This is a genomic window from Streptomyces sp. NPDC047000 (assembly GCF_040644295.1).
Lineage (GTDB): Bacteria > Actinomycetota > Actinomycetes > Streptomycetales > Streptomycetaceae > Streptomyces.
On the sequence record NZ_JBEYWE010000006.1, the window covers coordinates 1 to 24,090 of the forward strand.

Genomic DNA, 24,090 nt, shown 5'->3' on the forward strand with positions numbered 1-24,090 from the left:
TACCTCGCCCCACCCGAGAACGCCCTGGTCCTGGCGGTGGACGAGAAGTCACAGATACAGGCACTGGACCGCACCCAGCCGGTGCTGCCGATGGCACCGACCACGCCGGCGAAGATGACCCACGACTACGTCCGGCACGGCACGACCAGCCTGTTCGCCGCCCTGGACATCGCCTCCGGCTCGGTCATCGCCCAGCACTACCGACGCCACCGCCACCAGGAGTTCCTCCGCTTCCTGAAGGTCATCGACGCCGCCGTCCCCCAGGACCTCGAACTCCACCTCGTCCTGGACAACTACGCCACCCACAAGACCGAGCCGGTCAAGAAGTGGCTGCTGCGTCACCCCCGCTTCCACCTGCACTTCACCCCCACCTCGGCATCCTGGCTCAACCTCGTCGAACGCTGGTTCGCCGAACTGACCTGCCGCAAACTCCGCCGCTCCGCCCACCGCAGCGTCGTCGAACTCGAACGCGACATCCGCGGCTGGATCAACGAGTGGAACAAGAACCCCAAGCCGTTCGTCTGGACGAAGACCGCCGACGACATCCTCGACACCCTCGCCGCATACTGCACACGAATTAACGACTCAGGACACTAGAGGCCCCGTCAGCAGATCTGACTCAATCCGGACTCGTACCTCTGTCACGCCGTAACCGCCGGTCTTGCCGCAGACGATGCAAGCAACGGTTCGAGGATGCCTGCCGCTGCCGCAATGGCCCGGTCTTCCTTCGCATCCAGCAAGTCGGCTGCGATCACGGGAGTCGGAGCGTCCCTCCCCTCCTGCGCTTCACACACATCTGATACGAGGAACGCCCAAGCGCTGGCTGGTGGCACACGAACAACAAGGTTGCCGCCCCGAGCATCGGGAACCAGTCCGAACGCAGCTTCTAGCTCACTTATCCGATCTGGATGCACGTAGACCTCGGCGCGCCCAGGAGCCACATAGTCAGCACCCACACGAGGAGCGGCGCTAGCCCCAGCCCGTACTACATCCGAGTGGGAGAGCAAAGCTTGCAACGCACTGCGGTGGACTCGATAGCGCCGTACTTCAGCCCTCGCAGCAAGGAGCTTTTGCAGACGCGCTGCTGGCACGTCTCCATCGGCAGCCAGATCCCGAAGACGCGCAAGTAGGCGAGAGCGCTCTGGGGCCGACAGCCCAGGAGGCCGGCGCCCCGAGAGCATGGCGAGGGCTCCCCAAGCGTTCCGCGCCGACAACGGACGACCAGGATCAGGAGCTGACAGCTCGCGGTCGCGGACGCTGCCGGCATCCACGATCCATCGCCCACCAACCATCGAACCGCGTAGCTGATCATCACGTAGCAGCTGGCGCACACGCGAGTCATCCACGCCCAAGCGCTGCGCAGCTTGCCTCACAGACATGAAGTCCACGTCGCACCTCCTTGCGTCTATCCTCCCGTATTCAGGAGGGAACACGCAATCAGTGTCCACCCCTCGCCGGCTTGCGTCAAACCTCCCGAATGGGGGAGGGAACGCGCAATCGCCCGCTTCGAGACTGAAGCGCCGACCTGGAACGGGTAAAGGTTCAACTATGTCCAGCGGGGCTCCGAACTAGCTCAGATCGTCATCGCTGAACGTAGTAATCACAGGTCAGATACCTGGTTCACTGGAGACCGTAGGCGAGTCAGCTTAGTACTCCAGGTGTAGATCGCGATCTTCATGCTTGAGCGGCTTGTCGCTGGTGGTGGCCGGCCTGGGATCGGGCCTGGTGACGGCGCTGCCAGTGGGGCCGGCCGAGCCGGTGGGCCGCGCCGTGGACAGGCTGGACGACGAGCGCGATGAACAGGTGCTGGATCTCGTTGCAGGTCAGTGGTATCAGCCCGTCCGGCCTCGGGTGGCGTGCGTGTTCGTCGGCGCGGACGCCGGTGAGGAAGGCGTGGGCGAGCATCGCGAGGGTGACCCGGCGGCGCCAGGACGTCCAGCGTCTGACCTGGTGTTCGTCCAGTCCGGCTGGAGTACCAGGCACCGCCAAGACGTCAAGCGAACTAGATCCACTTCCGTAACAGGGTCTAGCAGTAGCCGTCCAGCCGGGCGTGGGCCGGAGCGAGGCGGGGCCAGGGACGTCCTGATCTGCCGGAGGCGGTGAACCGCAGAAGATCGAGGAGAGTGCATCCCGGGTAGCCCTGAAAACTGGCATAGGTGCCACGGTGGTAGCAGTTCCAATAGCTCACTGCCCGCCGTTGGGTGCGCGCGAAGAAGTCCGGGTTGTCCATGATGAACTGCCCGTAGGCGAGGTGGCCGCGGGTGCCGGGCGTGGCGAGATCACGGAGCTCGTCGCGGATGACGACCAGGATCTCCAGGACGTACTCGCCCGCAAGCTGCACGACGAAGGGCACGACCCATGGGTCCGTGGAACCGACGACGTTCTCCAGGTGGCGTTGTCTGACCACTCCGTCGCAGTGCCTTGAGTACAGGCAGTGCAGAAGCTGCTGTTGGCGCGGTGAAAGCTTTGCCACCGCGTCGGTCGGCGGCTCGTCGTTGTAGAGGCGTTCCGGGATCGAGACCTGTCGGCCCTCTACAACGACCGAGGACGAGCCATGCGGTTGGAACCGGGAACCAGGCATCACCGCCAGAACCGCCTCGGCATCGCCTGCAAGATGGGCCGGGAACGCCGTGATCAACGGATCGCTGTGGTCGGAGAGCGGCTGCACGAGCCGAGCATAGGCGGAGGCCCTGCCCAGGTGGCGGGCGTTAAAGGCTCCGCAACCACCCCGTCCGGCAGATGCGTGCGATCGGACGTCGGACAGACCCGGGGAGGCGGGACGGCCTTTCTGACCCGATGGGTAGCGCGTCGTGAAAGGTCAGGTGAGGAGGTCCGTGATCACCTGAAGCTCCAGTTCGTGTCTCGTCTCGTTCCGCAGGATCGCCTCGGTGTGGCGCAACCTGGTGACGAGGATGTCGTCATGGCCGAGGGCGCGGCCCGCCAGGCCGATGAGGGAGTCGTCCTGGTGAGGGGTGGACCAGTCGAACAGCAGGCCGCTCAGCGCGTCACTGCTCTCCTCCGGGTCGGGGGCCATCCGCAGACCGAGCCACGGCTTCTCCGTCCAGTGGCCCAGGAGCGCGGAGAACGCGGCGAGGCAGTGCCGTTCGACGGAGGAGCCGACACCGGAGTCCAGCCGCTCGACGAGCCCGGCGTACAGGTCCGGCATACCGAGTCCCAGCACCCGCGCCCCCGCGTACGCCCAATGGTCCGATCCCGTACCGCCGCCGTACGCCTCCCAGTACGGGTTCCACAGCAGCCGAGTGAACTCGACCCGGGCCGCGTTGCCGCCGTGCAGCGCGATGCCGAGTATCAGCCCGCCGTTGCAGTCGGTGGAGGCGTCGCCCTCACCCCACTCCACGAGCCGTCCCAGCCACGCCGGATCACCGGTCTTCGTCGCGAGGACCGGCAGGAACTCAGGGAACAGATGCGCCCCGGCGTGCCGCTCCAGAGCACCCGATATCTCGTCCCGCAGCCCCCGGCACGGCAGGTGCAGCAACCCGAGGCACGCGTCCTTCGACACGTAGTGGTCGTAGGACTCCCCACCGACGTGCGCCCACAGCACCCGCTCGGCGGTCTCGCACCCCAGATATCCGACGGCGTGCAGCACCCCCGTCGGCACCCCGTCCCGCAACCTGCCGTTCTCGACGCACACGTCGAGCAGTTGCTCGGCGGTGCCGGGGCCCCCGCGCCGGGCGAACACCGGAACCAGCGCTTCTCGCGCTTCCGGGTCGTCGAGGAACGCCGGGAGCAGCGCCTCCGCATCGGCCCGGGACCCGTACCGCAGCACCACGTCCACGACCGTCGACTCCCACCGCCACGGCACGGCGCCCGTGCCGCTCTGGTACCGGTCGAGCAACGCTCGGGTTGCCGGCGAGATCCCCACAGCGGCAGCCGTCCTCTTTCAGTGGTCCCAGCCGCCTCTGCGACTGGCCCTTGCAGTCAGGTGAGGGGATGCTACGGCCTCACGGCGGCACCCACACATGAGCGGAGTCGCTCGGACCTCAGCCGAAGGCGCTGCTGCCGACCGTCGGCTGCGGGCGGCTGTCGAGGGGTCGGCTCGTCTTCCACCAGCAAAGTCCGGAAGGCCGACCAGGCGGTGGCCGTGGCTTGCAGCGAGGGGCCCGTAGGGTTCTTGGAATCTCGTATCGCGACCGTGGTGGGGATGTTGGTGGCTACTTCGACGCACTCGCCCAAGTCGTCGCTGTAACTGGATTTGCGGTACCTGAAGGGAGGCACGGGTCAGAGGTCCTTTCGGAGCTTGTGGATGAACTGCTGTGAGTCCTGCTGGCCGAGAGAGCGGCCAGCGATCATTCCGAACAGTTCGTCGTACTGAGCGGCTCCCTCGCCACCCTCGATCCACAACTGAGTCAGGACGGACTCGGAGTAGACGACGTCCATCGCGCCCGGCTCGGCGAACGAGATGATGTTGAACGAGCCGTTCATGCCTTGGTGCGTGCCGGCACCGAGCGGAAACACCTGGAGTGTGAGGTTCGGGAGGTCGGCCAGTTGCATGAGGTGGTCGAGCTGTTCGCGACCTGTTTCTGTACTGCCGGGGATGTTCCGGAGCGCGGCTTCGTAGACCAAGGCGTGGTACGAGAGCGGAGGTTCGGCGAAGAGGCGCTGCTGTCGTGCGAGCCGTGCGGAGATGAACTCCTTATCGGGACCACGCCTCGGCTCGGTCGCGGCTGACGCGGGAGTCGTCCTCAGAGCGTTCACGTAACCGCGGGTCTGGAGCAGGCCGGGAACGTATCCGGGCTGCCAGGTTCTGATCGCTGTTGCCGCGTTCTCCAGGGTGACGTACTCCTGCATGGCGCCCAAGAGGGTGTAGTCGTCCCACCAGCCCTTGGCCTTGCGGCGCTCCCGGTCGAGACGTGCCAGCTCCAGGAGTCGTCCGACCACGCCGGGGTCGCGGACCTCGTACAACTCGCAGAGGGCGCGGATGTCCGGATCGCGCATGGGGACCAGGCCGCGTTCCATCTTTGTGATCTTGGTGATGGTCGAAGTGAGGACCCTCGCCGCGTCGGTCTGCGTCAGGCCCGTTGCGGTGCGGAGTTTGGTGAGCTCGCCGCCCAGGCGGCGCCCCAGCACCGAGGAAGTGCTGTTGCCCGAGGTCGGCTGAATCGCGCTCAACTTGTGCTCCTCCGAGGGGTCATGTGCGGCAAGTCTGGCGTGACGGCAATCCATCCTGCAACTCATAAGGATTAATTGTTCCGAGACTAACTTGTCCACATCTTCCCTGGTGTTCTACGGTCGGTGACGAACTGCTCGCAGAGCGCATCCGGTTGATCCCGTGTGCCCTCATGCCCGTGGAGGTCAGCGACAAGGTCGCCCCCCAGCCCGCTCTCCGATACGACAGGAGGACGAACATGGCCGAACCGCTGAAGACCTTCGTCGACGGCGTCGAGGTGGAGGTCCCCAACAGCATTCCCGCCATCCGTGCCGCCCTTCCGGAGGACCGCCGCGCGGAGTTCGACCGCGCCGTCGACGAAGCCGGCGTGCAGGACATCCACGCCGTCATGCGGCACTGGAGGCCGTGCCGGACCCGGCGGCCGAGGCCCTGCTTCAGCGGCTCGCCGCCGGCGAGGCGGAGCGGCGGGGGGCGGCTTGAGCCACCGGATCACCTGCGCGCCGCCCGCCGACGACACCCTCGCCAAGATGCCCGACGCCCGGGCGTTCCGGGAGGCCATGGCGCGGACCGTCGGGCGGGACCCGTACGGTCATGGGTCCACCGCGGTCCGCGGTGAACGCGACCGGCGTGAGGTCACCGTGCTCGGTGCCATCGTGCTGTACTACGTCTCCGGGTCCGTGCTCACCGTGACCGTCGTCCGGCTCGTCCCGGGAGTGTCCTGAGCAACTGCCTTGCCGGTCGGCCGGACCGGGGTGGCGTGCTCTGCCCGCAGGGCGGCCGTCGGGTGCGGTGCGAGACGGCTGTTCAGGTCTCGACGCCGCCCGTCGGCAGGGTCCGTACGGCCCGGGTGACGGCGTCGGCGCGGAGTTGCCCGTCATCGACGACATCATCGTCCCGGCTCTGCCGGATGCGTGAGCGTCGGTCGGATGTCATCGGCCGGGCCGCGTCGAGCTGGTGGCCGCACCTGTCGTGGACATCGGGTCAATGGGCATGTTCGTCGCCGTCGTCCTCCGGGCCGGCATCGCCCGGCCGGGCATGGGCAAGGCAGGGGCCAGGCGTGGGGTAGGCGGGGCGGTCGCTCGGTGGTGCCCAGGGCCGGATCGACCCCGCCGGCCAGACATCCGATCATTTGGTCTACAGTGGTCGCCATGGCGGTCACTGATGCAGCGATTCTCAAGATCAAAAATATGATCGTTTCGGGCGAGCTCGCTCCCGGCTCCCGGCTTCCCCCCGAGAAGGAGCTCAGCGAGTCGCTCGGCCTCTCGCGCAACTCCCTGCGCGAGGCCGTGAAGGCGCTGGAGGTCATCCGCGTCCTGGACGTACGGCGCGGCGACGGCACCTATGTCACCAGCCTCGAACCGAGGCTGCTGCTGGAGGCCATGTCGTTCGTCGTCGATCTCCACCAGGACGACTCGATCCTGGAGATCCTCGCCGTCCGGCGGATGCTCGAACCCCAGGTGACCGCCCTCGCCTGCCGCTCGATCACCGACGCCCGGCTCGACGAGATCGAGAAGCAGCTCGCGGACGTCGGTGAGGACGCCGACGTGGAGAGCCTCGTCGCCCACGACATCGCGTTCCACCAGCTCATCGCCGAGGCGGCCGGCAACGCCTACCTGACCACTCTCCTCGACTCCCTGTCGAGCCACACCGTCCGCGCCCGCGTCTGGCGCGGCATCACCGAGGGCGGCTCGGTCGCCCGCACGATCGGCGAGCACCGCAGCATCCTGGAGGCCGTACGGCACCGGGACGCGGAACTCGCCCAGGCACTGATGATCGCCCACGTCTCCGGCGTGGAGCACTGGCTCAGAAAGGCCCGCTGATGCGCGTCGCGCTGCACTCCGAGATCCGGGAGGGTGCCGTCGATTCCTACCGGGAACGGCACCTGCGGATCCCCGACGACCTGGTCGCCGCGTTCGGCAGACTCGGTATCCACGACTGGACGATCTGGCGTTCGGGACGCCGGCTGTTCCACCTGGTCGAGTGCGACGACTGGGACGCCGCCCGCGCGGCGCTGCCCCAGGAACCCGCCGACCGGGCCTGGCAGCAGGACATCGGGCGGTTCGTCGAACTGTTCCGTGACGCCGACGGCGAGGAGGGCACCGCCCCGCTCGAACAGGTCTGGGACCTCGCGGCGCAGCGGGACGGCGGACGGTGAGCGGTCGGACGGACAGGACCGGCACGGACCTGATCGACGCGCATGTGCACGTCTGGGACCCGCGCCGGCTGCGTTACGACTGGCTCGCCGGGACGGCGCTGGACCGGCCGAGGCTGCCGGACGACATCGACGACGCCGGCGGCACGGTCACGCGGTGGGTGTTCGTGGAGGCCGACGTCACCCCGGACCAGGCCCTCGACGAGGCCCGCTGGGTCGCCGGACTGGACTGGCCCGGACTGGCGGCCATGGTCGTCGCGGCCGATCTGGAGGCGCCCGACGCCGCCGCGCGGATCGACCGGGTGGCCCGGCTGCCGCTGGTGCGCGGGGTCCGTCACCTGCTCCAGGGGCTCCCTCCCGAGCGGCTCGCGGCGCCCGCGCTGCGTACGGCACTCGCCGAGGTCGCCCGCGCCGGTCTCGTCTTCGACGCCTGCGTGCGCCGGACCCAGCTCGGCGACCTCGACCGTCTCCTGGACGGCTCCTCCGACGGGATCACCGTCCTCGACCACCTGGGCAAGCCGCCGGTGGACGAGGGACTCGGCTCGGAGGCCGGACAGGCGTGGCTGACGGCGCTGCGCCGCCTCGCCCGTCATGAGCGGCTGACGGTGAAGCTCTCCGGACTCCCCGCCGAGGCGTCCGACGCCGCGACCCTGCACCGGAACGGTCCGGATCTGCTCCGCGCGGCCCTCGACCTGTTCGGCCCGGAACGCTGTCTGCTCGGCGGCGACTGGCCGGTGAGCACCGGCACCGACGCCGGGACGACGGCAGACGCGTGGTTCGGTCTCGTACGCGATGTCGTCGGCGGGCGCGACTGGCCGCAGGTCGCCGCGGGCACCGCGCGCCGGGTCTACGGGATCCGCGACTGAGACGGCGGTCTTCCGACGGAGAACGGCCCGGACTGCGCCGCGTGCGCTGTCCGGGCCGTAGCCGGTCCCGTCGGACTGCCGGTTCCGTCGGACTGACGTGTCCCGGAGACGCCGTCAGGGAATCAGCCCCTCCTCGCGCAGCGTCTCCCACAGCCGGCCCGGTATCACCGTTCTCATGTGCTGGAGGTTGGCGCGCAGCGAGCTGGTGCGTGCCGTGCCGACGACCACCTGGTCCACGGCCGGGTGGAGCAGCGGGTACTGGATGGCGGCGGTGGGCAGCGACACACCGAAGCGGGCGCAGACCTCGCGCAGCCGCTCGGTGCGCTCGACCAGCTCGGACGGTACGGCCCCGTAGTTGTAGTGCGCCGTGGCGGGGTTGTCGGAGGCGAGCAGCCCCGAGTTGAACACCGCGACCGCGAGCACCCGCACGCCCCGCTTCCGGCACAGCGGGAGGAGTTCCTCGGCGGCGGGCTGTTCGAGCAGGGTGTAGCGGCCGGCGATCATGACGACGTCGAGGTCGCCCTCGCGGACCGCGCGGACGGCCGCCTCCACGCTGTTGACGCCGACGCCGATCTCGTCGACCAGCCCGGCCTCCCTGAGGCGCGCGAGCGCGGGCAGCCCCAGCCGCAGTCCCTCGTCGAGGCCGTAGACGTCGGGATCGTGGAGGAAGAGGGTGTCGACGCGGTCGATCCCGAGCCGCTCCAGCGAGGCGTCCAGGCTGCGCCGTACCCCGGCCAGGCTGGGATCCCACTGCCGTACGTGGTCGTCGCGCACCACGAACCCGTGCGCCTCGTCGGTGCCCTGGCGGCGGCCGGTGTTCGGCACGATCAGGCGGCCGACCTTGGTCGACAGGCGGTACGCGTCGCGCGGCTTCTCCCGCAGGAACGCGCCGAGCCGGCGTTCGCTGAGGCCGAGGCCGTAGTGGGGCGCGGTGTCGTAGCTGCGGATACCGCCGTCCCAGGCCTCCTCCAGCACCGCGCGGGCGTCGTCGTCGGACACCTCGCGGTACAGGTTGCCGATGGATGCGGCTCCGAATCCCAGGCGGTCGGTCATACGGCGATTCCCGTCTCTGCGGTCCAGCGGTGGGCGGCGATCGAGGCCGCGTGCATCTCGGTCCCGGCGCCGGGGGCGGTCGGGGTGACGTACCGGCCGTTCCGGATCACCGTCGGGGTGACGAAGTGCTCGTGCAGATGGTCCACGAACTCGATCATGCGTCCCTCGGCCGTCCCGGAAACGGCGACGAAGTCGAACATGGACAGATGCTGCACGGCCTCGCACAGGCCCACGCCTCCGGCGTGGGGGCAGACACGGGTGCCGAACTTCGCGGCCAGCAGCAGATGGGCGATGTTCTCGTTGACCCCGCCGACGCGGGCCGCGTCGATCTGGAGGACCTGGAGCGCCCCGGCCTGCAGGAACTGCTTGACCATGATGCGGTTGTGGACGTGCTCGCCGGTGGCCACCGGCACGGGGGCGATGCCGCGGGCGATGGCCGCGTGCCCCAGGATGTCGTCGGGGCTGGTCGGTTCCTCCACCCAGGCCACGTCGAAGGGCGCGAGGGCGCGGACCCACTCGATGGCGGTGGCCACGTCCCAGCGCTGGTTGGCGTCGACCGCGATGGGGAAGCCGTCGCCGCAGACCTCACGGGCGATGCGCATACGTCGGATGTCGTCGTGGAGATCGGCGCCGACCTTCAGCTTGATCTGCGGGAATCCGGCGTCGACGGCCTCGCGGCACAGGCGGGCGAGCTTGTCGTCGGAGTAGCCGAGCCAGCCGGGGCTGGTCGTGTAGGCGGGGTATCCGTCGGCCAGCAGGATCCGCTCGCGCCCGGCCCGGCCGGGCTCGGCGCGGCGCAGGATGGCGACGGCCTCCTCGCGGGTCAGGGCGTCGGTGAGGTAGCGGTAGTCGACGAGGTCGGCGATCTGTTCGGGGGACATCCGGGCCAGCAGCTGCCACAACGGCAGGCCGGCCCGCTTGGCCTTGAGGTCCCACAGCGCGTTGAGGACCGCGCCGATGGCCATGTGCATGATGCCCTTCTCGGGCCCCAGCCAGCGCAGCTGGGAGTCGTGCGCGAGGATCCGCCACGCCTCGCCCATGTCGTCGAGCAGCGGCTCGATCGCACGTCCGAGCAGATGGCCCTCCAGCATCTGGATGGCGGCCACCTGCACGTCGTTGCCGCGGCCGATGGTGAAGGCGAACGCGTGCCCTTCATGGCCGTCCGGTGCGTCGGTGCGGATGACGACATAGGCCGCCGAGTAGTCGGGGTCCGCGTTCATGGCGTCCGAGCCGTCCAGCGACGCGGAGGTCTGGAAGCGGACGTCCGCCGTGGAGACGGATGTGATCGTGTGCATGGGTCCTCCCGGGAGGCATCTAAACATCGGGTCATTGAAAGGGTCAAATGGTATGGTGCCGTCGACCTGCCCCAGATATGGGCTCAGAGTTCCGATGTTCCGGAGTGAACCCTCATGAAACTCGCACGGATCGGGGAGGCCGGCCGGGAGATACCGGTCGTCGTCGCCGAAGACCACTACCTCGACCTGTCGGCCTTCACGGACGACATCGACGGGGACTTCCTGTCGCACCCCCTGGACCGCGTCGCCGAAGCGGTGCGCGCGGGCCGGCTCCCGCGCATCGAGCGCGCCGGGCAGCGGATCGGCGCCCCCCTCGCCCGGCCGTCCGCGGTCGTCTGCGTGGGGATGAACTACGCCGCCCACGCCGCGGAGTCCGGGGCCGAGCCCCCGGAGGACCTGGTGGTGTTCCTCAAGACGCCCAACACCGTGGCCGGGCCCTACGACGACGTCACCATCCCCCCGGGCAGCGTGAAGACCGACTGGGAGGTGGAGCTCGGCGTGGTGATCGGCCGCCGGGCGAGCTATCTCGCCTCACCCGACGAGGCCCTCTCCCACGTCGCCGGATACACCCTCGTCAACGATCTCTCCGAGCGGGAGTGGCAGATCGAACGCTCCGGCGGTCAGTGGAGCAAGGGCAAGTCCTTCCCCGGCTTCTCGCCCGTCGGCCCCTGGCTCGCCACCGCCGACGAGATCGACCCGGCGAAGCTGCGGCTGCGCAGCTGGGTGAACGGCGAACCCCGCCAGGACTCCAGCACCGCCGACATGATCTTCGACGTCGCCCAGATCGTCTGGCGGCTGAGCCAGTTCCTGGTGCTGGAACCCGGTGACCTGATCATGACGGGCACGCCCGAGGGCGTCGCCCTGTCGGGACGGTTCCCCTATCTGTGCCCCGGAGACGTCGTCGAGGTCGGGATCGACGGGCTCGGCCGGCAGCGGCAGGTGACCCGATGACCGGCTTCGCGGGCGTCCGGGCCCTGGTCACCGGCGGTGCGTCGGGCATCGGGGCCGCGATCGTCGCGCGGCTGCGCGAGGAGGGCGCGCGGGTCGCCGTACTCGATCTGAACCCGCCGGAGGGCGAGGCCGACGCCTACCGCGTGGACGTCGGACGCGACGACGACGTACGGGCGGCGGTGGAGCGGGTCGCCGAGACGTTCGGCGGACTCGACGTCGTCGTCAACAACGCCGGGATCGGCGCGCGGGGCACCGTGGCCGACAACTCCGACGAGGAATGGCACCGGGTCCTCGACATCAATGTGCTCGGCGCCGTACGCGTCAGCCGTGCCGCCCTGCCGTGGCTGCGCGCCTCCTCCTGCGCCGCGATCGTGAACATGTGCTCCATCGCGGCGAGCGCCGGACTCCCCGAGCGCGCCCTGTACGGCGCCAGCAAGGGGGCGTTGTACTCGCTCACGCTCCAGATGGCGGCCGACCATGTGCGCGAGGGGATCCGGGTGAACGCCGTGAGTCCCGGCACCGCCGCGACGCCGTGGGTGACCCGCCTGCTGGACGCCGCCGACGACCCGGTCGCCGAGCGGGCCGCCCTGGACGCCCGCCAGCCCCACGGGCGCCTCGTCGAGGCCGCGGAGGTCGCCGACGCCGTGGCCTATCTCGCCAGCCCCCGGGCGGGCTCCACGACCGGGACGGTCGTCGAGGTCGACGGCGGTATGTCGGGTCTCAGAGTGCGCACCTGAGCGCACTTGTCCGATGTCTTTGTGTGTTACGGGGAGATATCTATCAAATGAGATCCCGTTGACACGTTAGACATCCGATGATTGTATCGCTGCTGCCTGGCCCGGATTATCCCTGCCACCAGGCCGGATGAAATCAAAGGTGATGACATGAGAGTACGTACTGCGGCCGTCGCCGCGATGGCTGCGGGGGCCCTGCTCCTGACAGCCTGTTCCAGCGGCCAGAGCGCGGGCAGCAGCAGCGACACCCTCACCTGGTCGATGTGGATCGGCTCGTCGGACGACCAGAAGGTCTGGGAAGGCGTCGGGAACGCGGGCGCCGAGGCGTCCGGCAAGAAGATGTCCCTCCAGGGGGCGCCGTTCGCCGACTACTGGACGAAGATCTCCACGCAGCTGGGGACGTCCGGCGCGCCCTGCGTCGTCGCGATGCAGAGTCTGCGCGTGAACCAGTTCTCCGACGGTCTCCTGCCGCTCGACGACCTCATCAAGTCGACCGGATTCGACGCCGCCGCCTTCGACAAGGGGGCACTGAAGGCCCTGGCCGTGGACGGCAAGCAGTACGCCCTCCCCTACGACACCGGCCCGCTCCTCCTCTTCTACAACAAGGACGCCTTCAAGAAGGCGGGCGTCGACGCACCGAAGCCGGGCTGGACCGTCGACGACTTCGACGCCGCCGCCAAGGCCCTCAAGAAGAGCGGACAGGTCGCGCTCGCCACCACCGTCGAGGACATCTTCCTTGAAGGAACGATTCTCTCGACCGACGGCGGCAAGATGATCGACGACTCCGGCAAGGTCGCCCTCGACGACCCGAAGGTCGCCGCCGGTGTCGGGCGGCTCGCCGCCCTCGTCAAGGCCGGCACCGCGACCAAGGCCGACGGAGCCGACGCCACCGCCGACGACAACGCCTTCATCAACGGCACGGCCGCGTCCGTGGTGGGCGGTCCCTGGAACACCCTCGACTTCAAGGCCAAGGCCAAGTTCGGCGTGGGCGTCACGACCGTGCCGTCGCCCGCGGGGGCCCAGAAGACCTACTCGGCGGGCAGCGGGTTCGGCATCTCCAAGACCTGCTCCGACCCGGAGGCCGCCTTCAAGGCCATCACCGCGATGACGTCCGAGAAGACCCTGACCTCGCTCGCCAAGGACGGCCGGGCCTTCCCCGCCCGCACGGCGGCTCAGTCGGTGTGGTACGAGAACGCCGGCATCGACGGCGCCGAGGAGGCCCTGGACAGCGCGCTGGCGAGCGCCGTCCCGCTGCCCGGCAGCACCGACGGCGACAAGCTCGGCCAGCTGCTCAGCCAGTACGGCCCGCAGATGGTGAACGGGGAGAAGCCGGCCAAGGACGTGCTCGCGGAGATCTCCCGCCAACTCGGAAAGTAGCCGGAACCCAGCATGGCAAAAACCCTTGTACGTGAGGTGACTGCCACGGCTGCGCCGAAGGTCCACCCCCAGGGTGGCCGTCGGCGCGGCCGGTCCGGAGCGTGGGGCGTCGGATTCGCCGCGCCCCACGCCCTCGGGCTCGCGCTCTTCACCCTGGTCCCCGTCGTCATCGCCCTGTTCATGAGCCTGCACGACTGGCCCATGATCGGCTCCCCGTCATGGATCGGCCTCGGCAACTACAGCGCGCTCCTCGGTGATCCGACGTTTCGCACGGCGCTGAGCAACACGTTCCTGTTCGTCGTCCTCTATGTGCCGCTCAACCTCGTGGTGTCCCTCGGCATGGCGGCCTGGCTGTCCCCGAAGATCAGGCACCGGCAGATCTTCCGGGTCGTCTTCTTCCTGCCCACCGTCACCCCGATCGTCGCCAACGCGGTCGTGTGGCGCATGCTCTACCAGCCGGACGGCGCCATCGACGCGACGGCGCGGTCCTTCCTCGGCATCACGATGCCGGACTTCCTCGCCGACCCGCACTGGGCGATGATCGCGATCGTCGTCATGAGCGTCTGGCAGGGCTTCGGATACAACATGATCGTCTTCTCGTCCGCGCTGGACTCCGTGCCGGAGAGTCAGCTGGAGGCCGCCGCGCTGGACGGCGCGAACGCCTGGACGGTGTTCTGGCGGATCAAGCTCCCGCTGATCTCGCCGTCCCTGTTCTTCGCGACAACGATGACCCTCATCACCTCCTTCCAGGTCTTCATCCAGCCGTACATCATGACGCGCGGCGGCCCCGGCGACTCCACGGTCACCCTCGTGCAGTTCATCTACAACCAGGGCTTCACGTTCCAGAAGCTGGGACTTGCCTCCGCCGCGGCCTGGGTGCTGTTCGTCATCATCCTCGGCGTCACCGCCGTGCAGTTCCTCGGGCAGAAGAAGTGGGTGCACTATGAGTGACGTCGTTTCCCGCAGTCGCGGCGTCCGCAACCTGCGCTCGGTGGTCGGCCACACCCTGCTCGTCCTCGTCGCGCTGATCTTCATGTCCCCGCTGATCTTCATGATCGGCACCTCGCTGAAGGCACCGTCGGAGATCTTCTCGACCCCGCCGTCCCTGGTCGGCTCGGCCCTCCGCTGGAGCAACTACTCCGAGGTCTTCTCCTACGCGCCGTTCACCCGCTACCTCCTCAACGGCGTCCTCGTCGCGGCCGGCGGCACCCTCATCACCCTCGCGGTGTCGGCACTCTCCGGCTACGCCTTCGCCCGGCTGCGCTGGCGCGGACGCACCACGACCTTCCTGGTCTTCCTCGCGACGATGATGCTGCCGCAGGAGGTCGTCATCGTGCCGGCCTTCGTCCTCATGAGAGAACTGGGCTGGGTCAACACCTACCAGGCGCTCATCGTGCCCTGGGCGTTCACCGCGCTCGGCGCGTTCCTGCTGCGCCAGTTCTTCCTGACCGTCCCGCAGGAGCTGGAGGACGCCTCCCGCATCGACGGCCTGGGCCACCTCGGCACCTTCTTCCGCATCATGCTCCCGCTGGCCCGGCCCTCCCTCGCGGTGCTCGCCGTGTTCACCTTCATCACCTACTGGAACTCGTTCCTGTGGCCGCTGGTGATCGTCAACGACGTCACCGACCTCGGCACCATCCCGCTCGGCCTCCAGCAGTTCTTCGGCCAGCAGGGGACCCAGTGGCACCTCGTCATGGCCGCCTCGGTGATCTCCATGCTGCCGTCCACCGTCCTGCTGATCGTCCTCCAGCGCTACCTCGTGCGCGGCATCGTCACCTCGGGCCTCGGCGGCCGCTGACACCGGAGCCGTATCCGAGCCCGGACGACAGACAATCCGACCCCGGACCACAGACATCCGACCCCGGACCGTAGAGATCCGACCCCGGAAAGGACCATCCCGGCATGGCCATGTTCAAGAACGCTCCTGTGCGCCCGCAGCAGTACCAGCGGTTCGAGCGCGCGACGCCGGCCTGGTTCCAGGACGCCAAGCTCGGCATCTTCGTCCACTGGGGCCCCTACTCCGTCCCGGCCTGGGGCGAGCCGATCGGTGCCCTCGGCACCATCGACGAGGAGGAGTGGTTCAGGCACAACCCGTACGCCGAGTGGTACTACAACACCATCCGCATCGAGGGCAGCCCGGCCGGCCGGCACCACCAGGAGGTCTACGGCGGGGCCGACTACGACACGTTCCTCGACCTGTGGAAGGCCGAGTCCTTCGACGCCGACGCCGTCATGGACCTCGTCGCCGCCACCGGCGCCCGCTACTTCGTCCCCACCACCAAGCACCACGACGGCGTCACCCTCTGGGACGCTCCCGGCACCGGCGACCGCAACACCGTCCGCCGCGGCCCCGGACGCGACCTGATCGGCGAGTTCCGCGCCGCCGCCGAACGCAGGGGCATCCGCTTCGGCGTGTACTACTCCGGCGGCCTCGACTGGCACTTCACCCAGACCCCGCCCATCACGCGCCACATCGACGACGCCCTGCGCCCGCGGGACAAGGCCTACGCCGACTACGCCTTCGACCACGTCGCCGACCTCATCGAGAAGTACCGGCCGGAAGTCCTGTGGGGAGACATCGAGTACCCCGACGCCGGCAAGCCCGAGGGGGACAAGAGCCTCGTCGAGCTCTTCCGCCGCTTCTACGCCGCCCGCCCCGAAGGCGTGGCCAACGACCGCTGGGGCGAGACCCACTGGGACTTCCGCACCAGCGAGTACGAGCAGGGCCGGGACGGCGAGGGCGACGGCGCCTGGGAGAACTGCCGGGGCGTCGGCTTCTCCTTCGGCCACAACCGACTGGAGGACGAGTCCAACTCCCTCAGCGGGGCAGGCGCCGTGCGCCACTTCCTGGACGTCGTCTCGCGCGGCGGCAACCTGCTGCTGAACATCGGCCTCACCGCCTCCGGCGAGGTCACCCCGCTCCAGCGCCGCACCCTGGAGGACCTCGGAGCCTGGAACCGCGCCAACGAAGAGGCGGTCTTCGGCTCGCGTCCCCTCGCCGCGGACCTCGCGCGGCCGTCCGACGAACCCTGGGTCCGCTGGACCCGCACCGGGCAGACGGCCCACGCGTTCGTCGACGCGCCGGCGGGCACCCGCGTCACCCTCGACGCCGACGGCGACGCCCTGGACCTCGCCGCCGCCACCGCCGCCGCCGGAGCCACCGCCGAGACCGCCGACGGTGCCCTCGTCGTGACGCCCGGCGAGCGGGACCTCGCCGGCCCCGTCCGGGTGGACGTCCCGCTGCGCTGATCCACGGCCTCCCCGGCAGGACCCGCGCCGGATGACCTCGACGGCCCTGCCGCCACCCGGGAAGGTGGCGGCAGGGCCGTACGCCGTGTGTCCGCCCGCCCCGAAAACCACGTGCCGCGTCCGCCGCCCCTCCCTACCCTTCCCGTCATGGACAGCACCGGGGCCGGGGGCCTCGTCAACGTCGTGGACGTGGAAGCGACCTGCTGGGCCGGTTCCCCGCCGCCCGGCGAGGTCAGCGAGATCATCGAGATCGGGCTGACCGTCGTCGACCTGGACGCGGGGGAGCGCCTGGCCCGGCACCGGATCCTGGTGCGGCCCGCCCGGTCGGAGGTCAGCGGGTTCTGCACGGAGCTGACCGGCCTCACCCAGGACGAGGTCGACGAGGGGGTCACCTTCGCCGAGGCGTGCCGGCTCCTGGCGGCCCGGCACGGCGCGGGCGTGCGCCCGTGGGCCAGTTGGGGCGACTACGACCGCCACCAGTTCACCCGGCAGTGCCGGGCCACCCGGACGCCCTACCCCTTCGACCGCCGTCACACCAACGCCAAGGCCGTCTTCACCGAGGCCTACGGCCTGCGTAAACGTCCCGGCATGGCGCAGGCCCTGAAGATCGCCGGGAAGCGGCTCGAAGGCCGTCACCACCGGGGCGAGGACGACGCCTGGAACATCGCGGCCCTCGTGCTCGGCCTCTCCGGTCGGGGTGCCTGGCCGGCCGCGTCGGAATGCACGACGAACGGATCGCCTCGCCTCGTCTCGCCGTCATCTCCCCGGAGGGGATATGGGTGATATCTGCCGTGAATTCTCCTTTGGTCCCTCCGTGCCACCCGACGCACCGAAATGCAACCGCCGGTTGATCCCCGAGACCATGACGGGGGACACTGCCTCGCGGATGCGTGTTCCCGGCCGAGCGGCACTCGCTCCGGTGTCCTCCGGCGCAGGCCGTCGAAGGCCATTTACCCAAGGATTACTGGGCAGTTGACCTCGGCGTTTCGTGGTAGCGTCCTCGTCCGCAGGGACTGTGCAATCTGAAGGGGAAATCGTGAACACGGAGAAGATCGCCGCTCGCCGCCTCTCGCTGGAAGAGGTAGCGAAGCTCGGCGTGAAGGACAGGCTCTTCGTTTCCGCCGACACGGCAGAACTCAAGCTTCCCGACTGCTATGTCCCTGCTTTTCTGACCAAGTCCGGTGAGGATTTCGAGGGCGGCTCGGTCACGGCGAGGACCGTATTCCAGGAAGAGGTCTCCTGCCTTCCTGACGACGAGAACGAAGCCGGAATCTACCTGGCCGACGAGAACGGGCCGGTGACCATCGAGGTCCTCCAGTCCGCCGGTGTCGTGCTGGACCTGGCGCTTTTCGTCCCCGGCGGGGACAGGGGGGCCCTCACGGCCCTTTACGCCGCGGCCCGGCAGGCGTTCGGCGCCGACATCGTGCAGATCTGGCGTCAGGGCCTCAAGGAGGTTCCCGACGTCAAGGTCGACATCTTCGAGGAGCAGGTTCCCCGGGGACGCAAGGGGGGCGACACCCCCAAGCGTGACCGTCGCGCGATCGACACCTACCCCACCCGTGCGGACTTCATCGAGTTCTCCGCGGGATGGAAGCCGGTGGTCGAGGTCCACAGGCCGGTCGTCGACGACACCCCGACCATCTGAGACGGCGTCACCTCGCCTTTCGGTGACCTCGCGGGACAATCCGCCTGACCGGGATCAAAGCCCGAAGTCCGGGGCACCGGCACTGCCCGCCTGAGGAATTCCGCCGGGCCGCTGTCATGGCCGGACCGTTGAAGACCTCCGCCGACGGCGAGGCCGAGCGTCGAGGCCGAGCGGCGGCGGGGGCGCGGCTCGAGCCGCCGCACCGCCCGGCTCCCTGCCGCCCGGCGCCCTCTACCGTTCCACCGCCTCCAGCCGTACCGCGCACGCCTTGAACTCCGGCATCTTCGACGTCGGGTCCAGGGCCGGGTTCGTCAGGGTGTTGGCGCGGCCCTCGCCCGGCCAGTGGAACGGCATGAACACCGTGTCCGGGCGGATGGCGGTGGTGATGCGGGCGGGGGCGACCGCCCGGCCGCGGCGTGAGACGACCGCCACCGGGTCCGCCTCCGCCACGCCCAGGCTCGCCGCCAGCCTCGGGTGCAGTTCCACGAACGGGCCCGGTGCGGCGGCGTTCAGTTCGGCGACCCGGCGGGTCTGGGCGCCGGACTGGTACTGGGCCACCACCCGCCCCGTCGTCAGCAGCAGCGGGTACTCCGCGTCCGGTTCCTCGGCCAGCGGACGGTGCGTGACGGCGGCGAAGCGGGCCCTGCCGTCCGGGGTCGCGAAGCGGTCCAGGAACAGACGGGGGGTGCCCGGCGCGCGTTCGGCCGTCTCCGTCGCCGGGCACGGCCAGAAGACGCCGTCGCCCTCCGCCAGCCGCCGGTACGTGATCCCCGAGTAGTCCGCCGCCCCGCCCGCGCTCGCCCTGCGCAGTTCCTCGAAGACCTCCTCCGGGTCCGTCGGGAACTTCTTCTCCAGGGCCTCGTCCCCGCCCTCGCCCAGCCGTTCCGCCAGGCCGTGCAGCACCTCCAGGTCGCTGCGCACCCCCTGGGGCGGGGTCAGCGCCCTGCGGCGCAGCAGCACCCTGCCCTCCAGACTGGTCGTCGTACCCGTCTCCTCCGCCCACTGCGTGACCGGGAGGACGACGTCCGCCAGCTCCGCCGTCTCCGACAGCACCACGTCCGCCACCGCCAGGAAGTCCAAGGAGCGGATACGGGACTCCACATGGGCCGCGCGCGGGGCCGAGACCACCGGGTTCGAGCCCATCAGCAGCAGTGCCTTCACGTCCGTGCCCAGGGCGTCGAGGAGTTCGTAGGCGCTGCGGCCGGGACCGGGGAGGGAGTCCGGGTCCACGCCCCACACCTCCGCCACATGGCGACGCGCCTCCGGGTCGGTCAGCTTGCGGTAGCCCGGCAACTGGTCGGCCTTCTGGCCGTGTTCGCGGCCGCCCTGCCCGTTGCCCTGCCCGGTCAGACAGCCGTATCCGGACAGCGGGCGGCCCGGCCGGCCCGTCGCCAGACACAGATTGATCCACGCGCCCACCGTGTCCGTGCCCTTGGACTGCTGCTCCGGGCCGCGTGCCGTGAGCACCATGGCCGACTCCGGCTCGCAGAACAGACGCACCGTCTCCCGGAGTCGGGGGACCGGGACGCCGGTGATGCGTTCCACGTACTCCGGCCAGTGCGCCATCGCCGCCGCCCGCGCCTCCTCCCAGCCCGTGGTGCGCTCGGCGATGTACGCCTCGTCCGTGCGGCCTTCGGCCACCACCAGGTGCAACAGACCGAGCGCCAGGGCGAGATCCGTCCCGGGACGCGGGGCCAGGTGCAGGTCCGCCTGTTCGGCGGTCTTCGTGCGGCGCGGATCGATGACGATCAACGTGCCGCCGTTCGCCTTCAGTTCCGACAGGTACCGCAGCGCCGGCGGCATCGTCTCCGCCAGGTTCGAGCCGACCAGGATCACACAGCCCGTCCGCGGGATGTCCGAGAGGGGGAACGGCAGGCCCCGGTCCAGGCCGAACGCCTTCGTCCCGGCCGCCGCCGCCGACGACATGCAGAACCGGCCGTTGTAGTCGATCTGCGAGGTGCCGAGCGCCACCCGCGCGAACTTGCCCAGCGTGTACGCCTTCTCGTTCGTCAGGCCGCCCCCGCCGAACACCCCGACCGCGTCCGCGCCGTACGCCGACCGCACCGAGGACAGCGCCCCCGCGATCCGGTCCAGGGCCTCCTCCCAGCTCGCCGGGACCAGCTCACCGTCCCCGCCGCGCACCAGCGGCGCCGTCAGCCGCACCCGCGACGACAGCACCGCCGGTGCCGTACGGCCCTTGCCGCACAGCGCGCCCCGGTTCACCGGGAAGTCCGCCCGCTCGGTCACCTCGACCGACCCCTCGGGGGTGGGCGTCAGATTCATGCCGCACTGCAGGGCGCAGTACGGGCAGTGCGTGGGCGTCGCGGAGTTCTGCATACCGCCCAGCGTGCTTCGGACGTGTTACGTGCCCTGACGGCACCCTGTTACACGGCCGGGAAGCCGACCTCTCCGCCGCGGGGCGGGCGCCGTGAGGAGCGGCCTCCCACCGGGGCTGCTCACCCGTCGGCCAGCGCCCGCGTCACCCCCGGCTCCTTCGGGCCCAGGAACTGCGGGTCCGGGTGGAACAGCGCGTCCAGCGCCGCCTTGCCCGCCGCCAGCACCTCACGTGTGCCGCCGTAGTACCAGGTCACGTTGTGCGCCTCGTCCACCCCGATGCCGTACGATGTCACGCCCGCCGCCTCGCACAGCGCCACCGCCCGCCGGATGTGGAAGCCCTGGCTGATCAGGACCGCCCGGTCCACGCCGAAGATCCTCTTCGCGCGCACGCAGGAGTCCCAGGTGTCGAAGCCCGCGTAGTCGCGCACGATGCGGCCGGCCGGGACGCCGCGCCCGCGGAGGTACGCGCGCATCGCGTCCGGCTCGTCGTAGTCCTTGCGGCTGTTGTCGCCCGTGACCAGGAGGACCTTCACCCGCCCCGCGCGGTACAGCTCCGCCGCCGCGTCCAGCCGGTGGGCGAGGTACGGCGACGGCTCGCCGTTCCACAGACCGGCGCCGAAGACCACCGCCACGTCGGTGCGCGGCACGTCGGCCGGGCTGCGGAGCCGGTCACCCGTGGAGACGTACAGCCAGGTCGCCGGGAGCAGCGCCAGTACGCACACCGCCATCGCCGCCTGCACGGCCCTGCGCCGTCCGGCACGGGTGCGCGGCAGACGTACCCACCCCGGCAGCCATGCCGGGCGGCGGATGTCGATCTTCATATCGTGTCCCTCGGTCGGCGCCTCGCCCTCGGTCCATGAGGACGCACCGCCCGGCCTTCCGGTTGGCGGGTCGTAGTATCGAATACGTGGCAGCGGCACGTACGCGCCTCACAGCACCCGCTCCACCACCGTGAACCGCCTGCAAACACCGGTCACTGTCAGGCAACGGCGGTGCAATCTCCGGCCGCGAGGATCCCCACATGACGGTGTCGAACTCCCCCCGCGCCCTGGCCGCCCTCGGCAACCGGCGGCCCCCGAAGCCGTCCGGGCCGCCCCCGCTGGTCCTGGTGGCGCACGGCAGCCGGGACCCCCGCGCCCTGGTCACCGTCCGCGCCCTCCAGGACCGCGTCCGCGAGCAGCGCCCCGGCCTGGACGTGCGCCTCGGTCACATCGAGCTGAACGCCCCCCTGCTGCCCGACACGCTCGCCTCCCTCGCCGCGCCCGCGCCCGGCACGCCGGACACGCCGTCCGTCACCGGGGCCGTCCTCGTCCCCCTCCTCTTCAGCCCCGGCTACCACGTCAAGCACGACATCCCCGAGATGGCCGCGCACGCACCCGTACACGCGCGCGTGGCCGCGCCGCTCGGCCCGCACCCCCTGCTCGCCGAGACCCTGCACGCCCGCCTCACCGAGGCCGGCTGGCCCGCCCGCATGACCGACGCCGAGCGCCGCGTCAGCGCCGTCGTCCTCGCCGCCGCCGGGTCGCGCGACCCGGAGTCCGCCACCGGCACCCGCCGCACCGCACGGCTGCTCGCGGAACGCCTCGGCGTGCCCGTCGTCCCCGCCTACGCCGCCGCGGCCTCGCCCACCGTCCCCGAGGCCCTGCGGGAGCTGGCCGCCCGCGGCCGGGACCGGGTCGCGGTCGCGTCCTGCTTCACCGCGCCCGGCCGGTTCGCCGGCCAGTGCGCCGACGCCGCCCCCTGGGTCGCCGCCGCGCCGCTCGGCGACCACCCCGCCCTGGCCCGCCTGGTCCTGCACCGCTACGACCAGGCGCTCGCGGCCCCCGCCACGAGCGCCGCCTGAACCACACGGCAACTCCATCCCCCGCCGTACCTCCGATTGTCACCGCGGGCGCCTACTGTCATACGCATGGAAGGCACCACACCCGCACCCGGCGACCCCCTGGCACCCGATCCGTCCGCCTACGACGAGCAGGCCGCCGAGCGCTGGGCCCCCGAGCCCGACAAACGCCCCGGCCGCACCGCCTTCCAGCGGGACCGCGCGCGTGTGCTGCACTCCGCGGCCCTGCGCCGCCTGGCGGGCAAGACGCAGGTGGTGGCCCCCGGCACGCACAGCCTCGCCTGGGACGCGAGCCCCCGCACCCGGCTCACCCACTCCCTGGAGTGCGCCCAGGTCGGCCGTGAACTGGGCGCCGCCCTCGGCTGCGACCCCGACCTGGTCGAAGCCGCCTGCCTCTCGCACGACCTCGGCCACCCGCCCTTCGGGCACAACGGCGAGCAGGCGCTCAACGAGTTCGCCCAGGACTGCGGCGGCTTCGAGGGCAACGCCCAGTCGCTCCGGCTGCTCACCCGCATCGAGCCCAAGCGGTTCACCCCGGAGGGCTCCGTCGGGCTCAACCTCACGCGCGCCGTGCTCGACGCGGCGACCAAGTACCCCTGGCCGCGCGGCGCCCACCCCACCGACCCGCACTCCGCGAAGTTCGGGGCGTACGAGGACGACCGGCCGGTGTTCGACTGGGTCCGCAAGGAGGCCCCCGGCACGCGCACCTGCTTCGAGGCGCAGGTCATGGACTGGTCGGACGACGTGGCGTACTCGGTGCACGACGTCGAGGACGGACTGCACGCGGGCCACATCGACCCGGCCGCCCTGCGCGCGGAACCCGAGCGGCAGGCGGTGTTCGCGGTGGCCGTCGGACGGTACGTGCCCGCGGACACCGACCCCGCCGAACTGTCCGCCGCCCTCGACCGGCTCCAGGCCCAGGAGTGGTGGCCGCACGGCTACGACGGCTCGGCGCCCGCCCAGGCCCGCCTCAAGGACGCCACCAGCCAGCTCATCGGCCGCTTCTGCCTGGCCGCCGAGACCGCGACCCGCGCGGCGTACGGCGGCGGGCGCCTCACGCGGTACGCGGCCGAACTCGTCGTCCCGCGCGAGGCACGCACGGAGTGCGCGGTCCTCAAGGCGGTCGCCGTCCGCTACGTCATGCAGCGCGCCGAACAGGAACGGCTCCGCGCCGACCAGCGCATAGTCGTCGCGGAACTCGCCGAGGCGCTCACCGCCCGCGCGCCCGAGGGCCTCGACCCGCAGTTCCGCGCGCTGTTCGACCAGGCTCCCGGCGACAGCGCGCGCAAACGGGTGATCGTGGATCAGATAGCGTCCCTGACGGACGCCTCCGCCCTCTCCCTGCACGCGCGCCTCACCCGGCGGAAGCCGGAATCCGCGTGACGGAACACAAGCGGAGACAGACGCAAGAGGTCTGACGGGGTGTACTCCGGGGCCGGACGGGGACTCCGCGAACGAAGAAG

General features: G+C 70.4%; 26 protein-coding genes and 2 pseudogenes. 16 read left to right on the plus strand and 12 right to left on the minus strand.

What is annotated here, in order from left to right; translation table 11 throughout:
* A partial coding sequence (locus tag ABZ862_RS12135) for an IS630 family transposase (RefSeq protein ID WP_360956122.1) occupies positions 1-597 on the plus strand: 597 nt, incomplete at its 5' end.
* Between the two features lie 44 nt (positions 598-641).
* Here the strand turns inward: ABZ862_RS12135 and ABZ862_RS12140 are convergent.
* The 7 genes and pseudogenes from ABZ862_RS12140 to ABZ862_RS12170 all read right to left on the minus strand — a co-directional run bounded on the left by ABZ862_RS12140 (position 642) and on the right by ABZ862_RS12170 (position 5,510).
* Positions 642-1,016, minus strand: coding sequence for a type IV toxin-antitoxin system AbiEi family antitoxin (locus tag ABZ862_RS12140; RefSeq protein ID WP_360956124.1), 375 nt, complete (start codon positions 1,014-1,016; stop codon positions 642-644).
* Positions 1,017-1,674: 658 nt separating this feature from the next.
* A pseudogene (locus tag ABZ862_RS12145) lies at positions 1,675-1,965 on the minus strand (IS701 family transposase); the annotation flags it as partial.
* A 61-nt stretch (positions 1,966-2,026) separates the two neighbouring features.
* On the minus strand, positions 2,027-2,668 hold the full coding sequence (locus tag ABZ862_RS12150) for a hypothetical protein (protein ID WP_360956126.1): 642 nt from the start codon (positions 2,666-2,668) through the stop codon (positions 2,027-2,029).
* Positions 2,669-2,818: 150 nt separating this feature from the next.
* Positions 2,819-3,883, minus strand: coding sequence for a hypothetical protein (locus ABZ862_RS12155; protein ID WP_360956128.1), 1,065 nt, complete (start codon positions 3,881-3,883; stop codon positions 2,819-2,821).
* 71 nt (positions 3,884-3,954) lie between these two features.
* A complete protein-coding gene (locus ABZ862_RS12160; protein ID WP_360956130.1) occupies positions 3,955-4,236 on the minus strand; it encodes a DUF397 domain-containing protein in 282 nt (93 codons plus the stop codon).
* Between the two features lie 3 nt (positions 4,237-4,239).
* On the minus strand, positions 4,240-5,130 hold the full coding sequence (locus tag ABZ862_RS12165) for a helix-turn-helix transcriptional regulator (RefSeq protein WP_360956132.1): 891 nt from the start codon (positions 5,128-5,130) through the stop codon (positions 4,240-4,242).
* 86 nt (positions 5,131-5,216) lie between these two features.
* The gene (locus ABZ862_RS12170) at positions 5,217-5,510 is read right to left on the minus strand and encodes a hypothetical protein (RefSeq protein ID WP_360956692.1); all 294 of its coding nucleotides are present in this window, start codon (positions 5,508-5,510) and stop codon (positions 5,217-5,219) included.
* On the opposite strand from ABZ862_RS12170, the pseudogene ABZ862_RS12175 reads away from it, so the two are divergent.
* Together ABZ862_RS12175 and ABZ862_RS12180 are read left to right on the plus strand one after the other, a co-directional pair.
* Positions 5,424-5,608, plus strand: a pseudogene (locus ABZ862_RS12175) (hypothetical protein). The gene ABZ862_RS12170 and the pseudogene ABZ862_RS12175 sit on opposite strands and share 87 nt — an antisense overlap.
* Positions 5,605-5,850, plus strand: a complete 246-nt coding sequence (locus ABZ862_RS12180) for a hypothetical protein (protein ID WP_360956134.1) — start codon at positions 5,605-5,607, stop codon at positions 5,848-5,850. Before ABZ862_RS12175 ends, ABZ862_RS12180 begins: the two are co-directional and overlap by 4 nt.
* A gap of 82 nt (positions 5,851-5,932) precedes the next feature.
* On the opposite strand, the gene ABZ862_RS12185 is transcribed toward ABZ862_RS12180, so the two are convergent.
* The gene (locus tag ABZ862_RS12185) at positions 5,933-6,061 is read right to left on the minus strand and encodes a hypothetical protein (protein ID WP_360956136.1); all 129 of its coding nucleotides are present in this window, start codon (positions 6,059-6,061) and stop codon (positions 5,933-5,935) included.
* A gap of 215 nt (positions 6,062-6,276) precedes the next feature.
* On the opposite strand from ABZ862_RS12185, the gene ABZ862_RS12190 reads away from it, so the two are divergent.
* The 3 genes from ABZ862_RS12190 to ABZ862_RS12200 are packed head-to-tail and all read left to right on the plus strand — an operon-like array spanning position 6,277 to position 8,146.
* Positions 6,277-6,948 carry a FadR/GntR family transcriptional regulator gene (locus tag ABZ862_RS12190; RefSeq protein ID WP_360956138.1) on the plus strand — a complete coding sequence of 224 codons (672 nt, stop codon included), beginning with the start codon at positions 6,277-6,279 and terminating at the stop codon, positions 6,946-6,948.
* Positions 6,948-7,283: an L-rhamnose mutarotase gene (locus ABZ862_RS12195; RefSeq protein ID WP_360956140.1), complete on the plus strand. Its 336-nt coding sequence runs from the start codon at positions 6,948-6,950 to the stop codon at positions 7,281-7,283. The genes ABZ862_RS12190 and ABZ862_RS12195 overlap by 1 nt, the downstream gene beginning before the upstream one ends.
* Positions 7,280-8,146, plus strand: coding sequence for an amidohydrolase family protein (locus ABZ862_RS12200; protein ID WP_360956142.1), 867 nt, complete (start codon positions 7,280-7,282; stop codon positions 8,144-8,146). The genes ABZ862_RS12195 and ABZ862_RS12200 overlap by 4 nt, the downstream gene beginning before the upstream one ends.
* A 114-nt stretch (positions 8,147-8,260) precedes the next feature.
* On the opposite strand, the gene ABZ862_RS12205 is transcribed toward ABZ862_RS12200, so the two are convergent.
* On the minus strand, positions 8,261-9,199 hold the full coding sequence (locus ABZ862_RS12205; protein ID WP_360956144.1) for an aldo/keto reductase: 939 nt from the start codon (positions 9,197-9,199) through the stop codon (positions 8,261-8,263).
* The gene (locus tag ABZ862_RS12210) at positions 9,196-10,494 is read right to left on the minus strand and encodes an enolase C-terminal domain-like protein (RefSeq protein WP_360956146.1); all 1,299 of its coding nucleotides are present in this window, start codon (positions 10,492-10,494) and stop codon (positions 9,196-9,198) included. Before ABZ862_RS12210 ends, ABZ862_RS12205 begins: the two co-directional genes overlap by 4 nt.
* Before the next feature lie 114 nt (positions 10,495-10,608).
* Here ABZ862_RS12210 and ABZ862_RS12215 point away from each other — a divergent pair, with 114 nt between their 5' ends.
* The 8 genes from ABZ862_RS12215 (at position 10,609) to ABZ862_RS12250 (ending at position 18,450) form a co-directional block, all read left to right on the plus strand.
* A complete protein-coding gene (locus ABZ862_RS12215) occupies positions 10,609-11,445 on the plus strand; it encodes a fumarylacetoacetate hydrolase family protein (RefSeq protein ID WP_360956148.1) in 837 nt (278 codons plus the stop codon).
* Complete coding sequence (locus ABZ862_RS12220; RefSeq protein ID WP_360956150.1) at positions 11,442-12,182, plus strand: SDR family oxidoreductase; 741 nt, start codon at positions 11,442-11,444, stop codon at positions 12,180-12,182. The genes ABZ862_RS12215 and ABZ862_RS12220 overlap by 4 nt, the downstream gene beginning before the upstream one ends.
* Before the next feature lie 147 nt (positions 12,183-12,329).
* Positions 12,330-13,556 (plus strand): sugar ABC transporter substrate-binding protein, encoded by a 1,227-nt coding sequence (locus ABZ862_RS12225; protein WP_360956152.1) that lies wholly within the window; start codon positions 12,330-12,332, stop codon positions 13,554-13,556.
* A gap of 36 nt (positions 13,557-13,592) precedes the next feature.
* Positions 13,593-14,507: a sugar ABC transporter permease gene (locus ABZ862_RS12230; protein WP_360956154.1), complete on the plus strand. Its 915-nt coding sequence runs from the start codon at positions 13,593-13,595 to the stop codon at positions 14,505-14,507.
* A complete protein-coding gene (locus ABZ862_RS12235; protein ID WP_360956156.1) occupies positions 14,500-15,354 on the plus strand; it encodes a carbohydrate ABC transporter permease in 855 nt (284 codons plus the stop codon). The genes ABZ862_RS12230 and ABZ862_RS12235 overlap by 8 nt, the downstream gene beginning before the upstream one ends.
* A 104-nt stretch (positions 15,355-15,458) precedes the next feature.
* Positions 15,459-16,805: an alpha-L-fucosidase gene (locus ABZ862_RS12240; RefSeq protein WP_360956158.1), complete on the plus strand. Its 1,347-nt coding sequence runs from the start codon at positions 15,459-15,461 to the stop codon at positions 16,803-16,805.
* A 147-nt stretch (positions 16,806-16,952) separates the two neighbouring features.
* A complete protein-coding gene (locus tag ABZ862_RS12245) occupies positions 16,953-17,588 on the plus strand; it encodes a 3'-5' exonuclease (RefSeq protein WP_360956160.1) in 636 nt (211 codons plus the stop codon).
* Between the two features lie 253 nt (positions 17,589-17,841).
* Entirely contained in the window at positions 17,842-18,450 is a 609-nt protein-coding gene (locus tag ABZ862_RS12250; RefSeq protein WP_360956162.1) for a hypothetical protein, read from the plus strand.
* A gap of 231 nt (positions 18,451-18,681) precedes the next feature.
* Here the strand turns inward: ABZ862_RS12250 and ABZ862_RS12255 are convergent, their stop codons facing one another.
* Both ABZ862_RS12255 and ABZ862_RS12260 read right to left on the minus strand, forming a co-directional pair.
* Positions 18,682-20,787 (minus strand): molybdopterin oxidoreductase family protein, encoded by a 2,106-nt coding sequence (locus ABZ862_RS12255; RefSeq protein ID WP_360956164.1) that lies wholly within the window; start codon positions 20,785-20,787, stop codon positions 18,682-18,684.
* Positions 20,788-20,906: 119 nt separating this feature from the next.
* Entirely contained in the window at positions 20,907-21,608 is a 702-nt protein-coding gene (locus ABZ862_RS12260) for an ElyC/SanA/YdcF family protein (RefSeq protein ID WP_360956166.1), read from the minus strand.
* A gap of 200 nt (positions 21,609-21,808) precedes the next feature.
* Between ABZ862_RS12260 and ABZ862_RS12265 the strand changes: the two genes are divergently transcribed.
* Together ABZ862_RS12265 and ABZ862_RS12270 are read left to right on the plus strand one after the other, a co-directional pair.
* Positions 21,809-22,630, plus strand: coding sequence for a sirohydrochlorin chelatase (locus tag ABZ862_RS12265; protein WP_360956168.1), 822 nt, complete (start codon positions 21,809-21,811; stop codon positions 22,628-22,630).
* Between the two features lie 66 nt (positions 22,631-22,696).
* Entirely contained in the window at positions 22,697-24,010 is a 1,314-nt protein-coding gene (locus ABZ862_RS12270; RefSeq protein ID WP_360956170.1) for a deoxyguanosinetriphosphate triphosphohydrolase, read from the plus strand.
* The last annotated feature ends 80 nt before the right edge of the window (positions 24,011-24,090 follow it).

Bases quoted from the DNA above. Each gene is read 5' to 3' on its own strand.
- ABZ862_RS12235 (WP_360956156.1), top strand. From the start codon at position 14,500: ATGAGTGACGTCGTTTCCCGCAGTCGCGGCGTCCGCAACCTGCGCTCG.
- ABZ862_RS12185 (WP_360956136.1), bottom strand. From the start codon at position 6,061: ATGACATCCGACCGACGCTCACGCATCCGGCAGAGCCGGGACGATGAT.
- ABZ862_RS12260 (WP_360956166.1), bottom strand. From the start codon at position 21,608: ATGAAGATCGACATCCGCCGCCCGGCATGGCTGCCGGGGTGGGTACGT.
- ABZ862_RS12190 (WP_360956138.1), top strand. From the start codon at position 6,277: ATGGCGGTCACTGATGCAGCGATTCTCAAGATCAAAAATATGATCGTT.
- ABZ862_RS12215 (WP_360956148.1), top strand. From the start codon at position 10,609: ATGAAACTCGCACGGATCGGGGAGGCCGGCCGGGAGATACCGGTCGTC.
- ABZ862_RS12205 (WP_360956144.1), bottom strand. From the start codon at position 9,199: ATGACCGACCGCCTGGGATTCGGAGCCGCATCCATCGGCAACCTGTAC.
- ABZ862_RS12210 (WP_360956146.1), bottom strand. From the start codon at position 10,494: ATGCACACGATCACATCCGTCTCCACGGCGGACGTCCGCTTCCAGACC.
- ABZ862_RS12195 (WP_360956140.1), top strand. From the start codon at position 6,948: ATGCGCGTCGCGCTGCACTCCGAGATCCGGGAGGGTGCCGTCGATTCC.
- ABZ862_RS12240 (WP_360956158.1), top strand. From the start codon at position 15,459: ATGGCCATGTTCAAGAACGCTCCTGTGCGCCCGCAGCAGTACCAGCGG.
- ABZ862_RS12270 (WP_360956170.1), top strand. From the start codon at position 22,697: ATGGAAGGCACCACACCCGCACCCGGCGACCCCCTGGCACCCGATCCG.
- ABZ862_RS12245 (WP_360956160.1), top strand. From the start codon at position 16,953: ATGGACAGCACCGGGGCCGGGGGCCTCGTCAACGTCGTGGACGTGGAA.
- ABZ862_RS12265 (WP_360956168.1), top strand. From the start codon at position 21,809: ATGACGGTGTCGAACTCCCCCCGCGCCCTGGCCGCCCTCGGCAACCGG.
- ABZ862_RS12220 (WP_360956150.1), top strand. From the start codon at position 11,442: ATGACCGGCTTCGCGGGCGTCCGGGCCCTGGTCACCGGCGGTGCGTCG.
- ABZ862_RS12255 (WP_360956164.1), bottom strand. From the start codon at position 20,787: ATGCAGAACTCCGCGACGCCCACGCACTGCCCGTACTGCGCCCTGCAG.
- ABZ862_RS12225 (WP_360956152.1), top strand. From the start codon at position 12,330: ATGAGAGTACGTACTGCGGCCGTCGCCGCGATGGCTGCGGGGGCCCTG.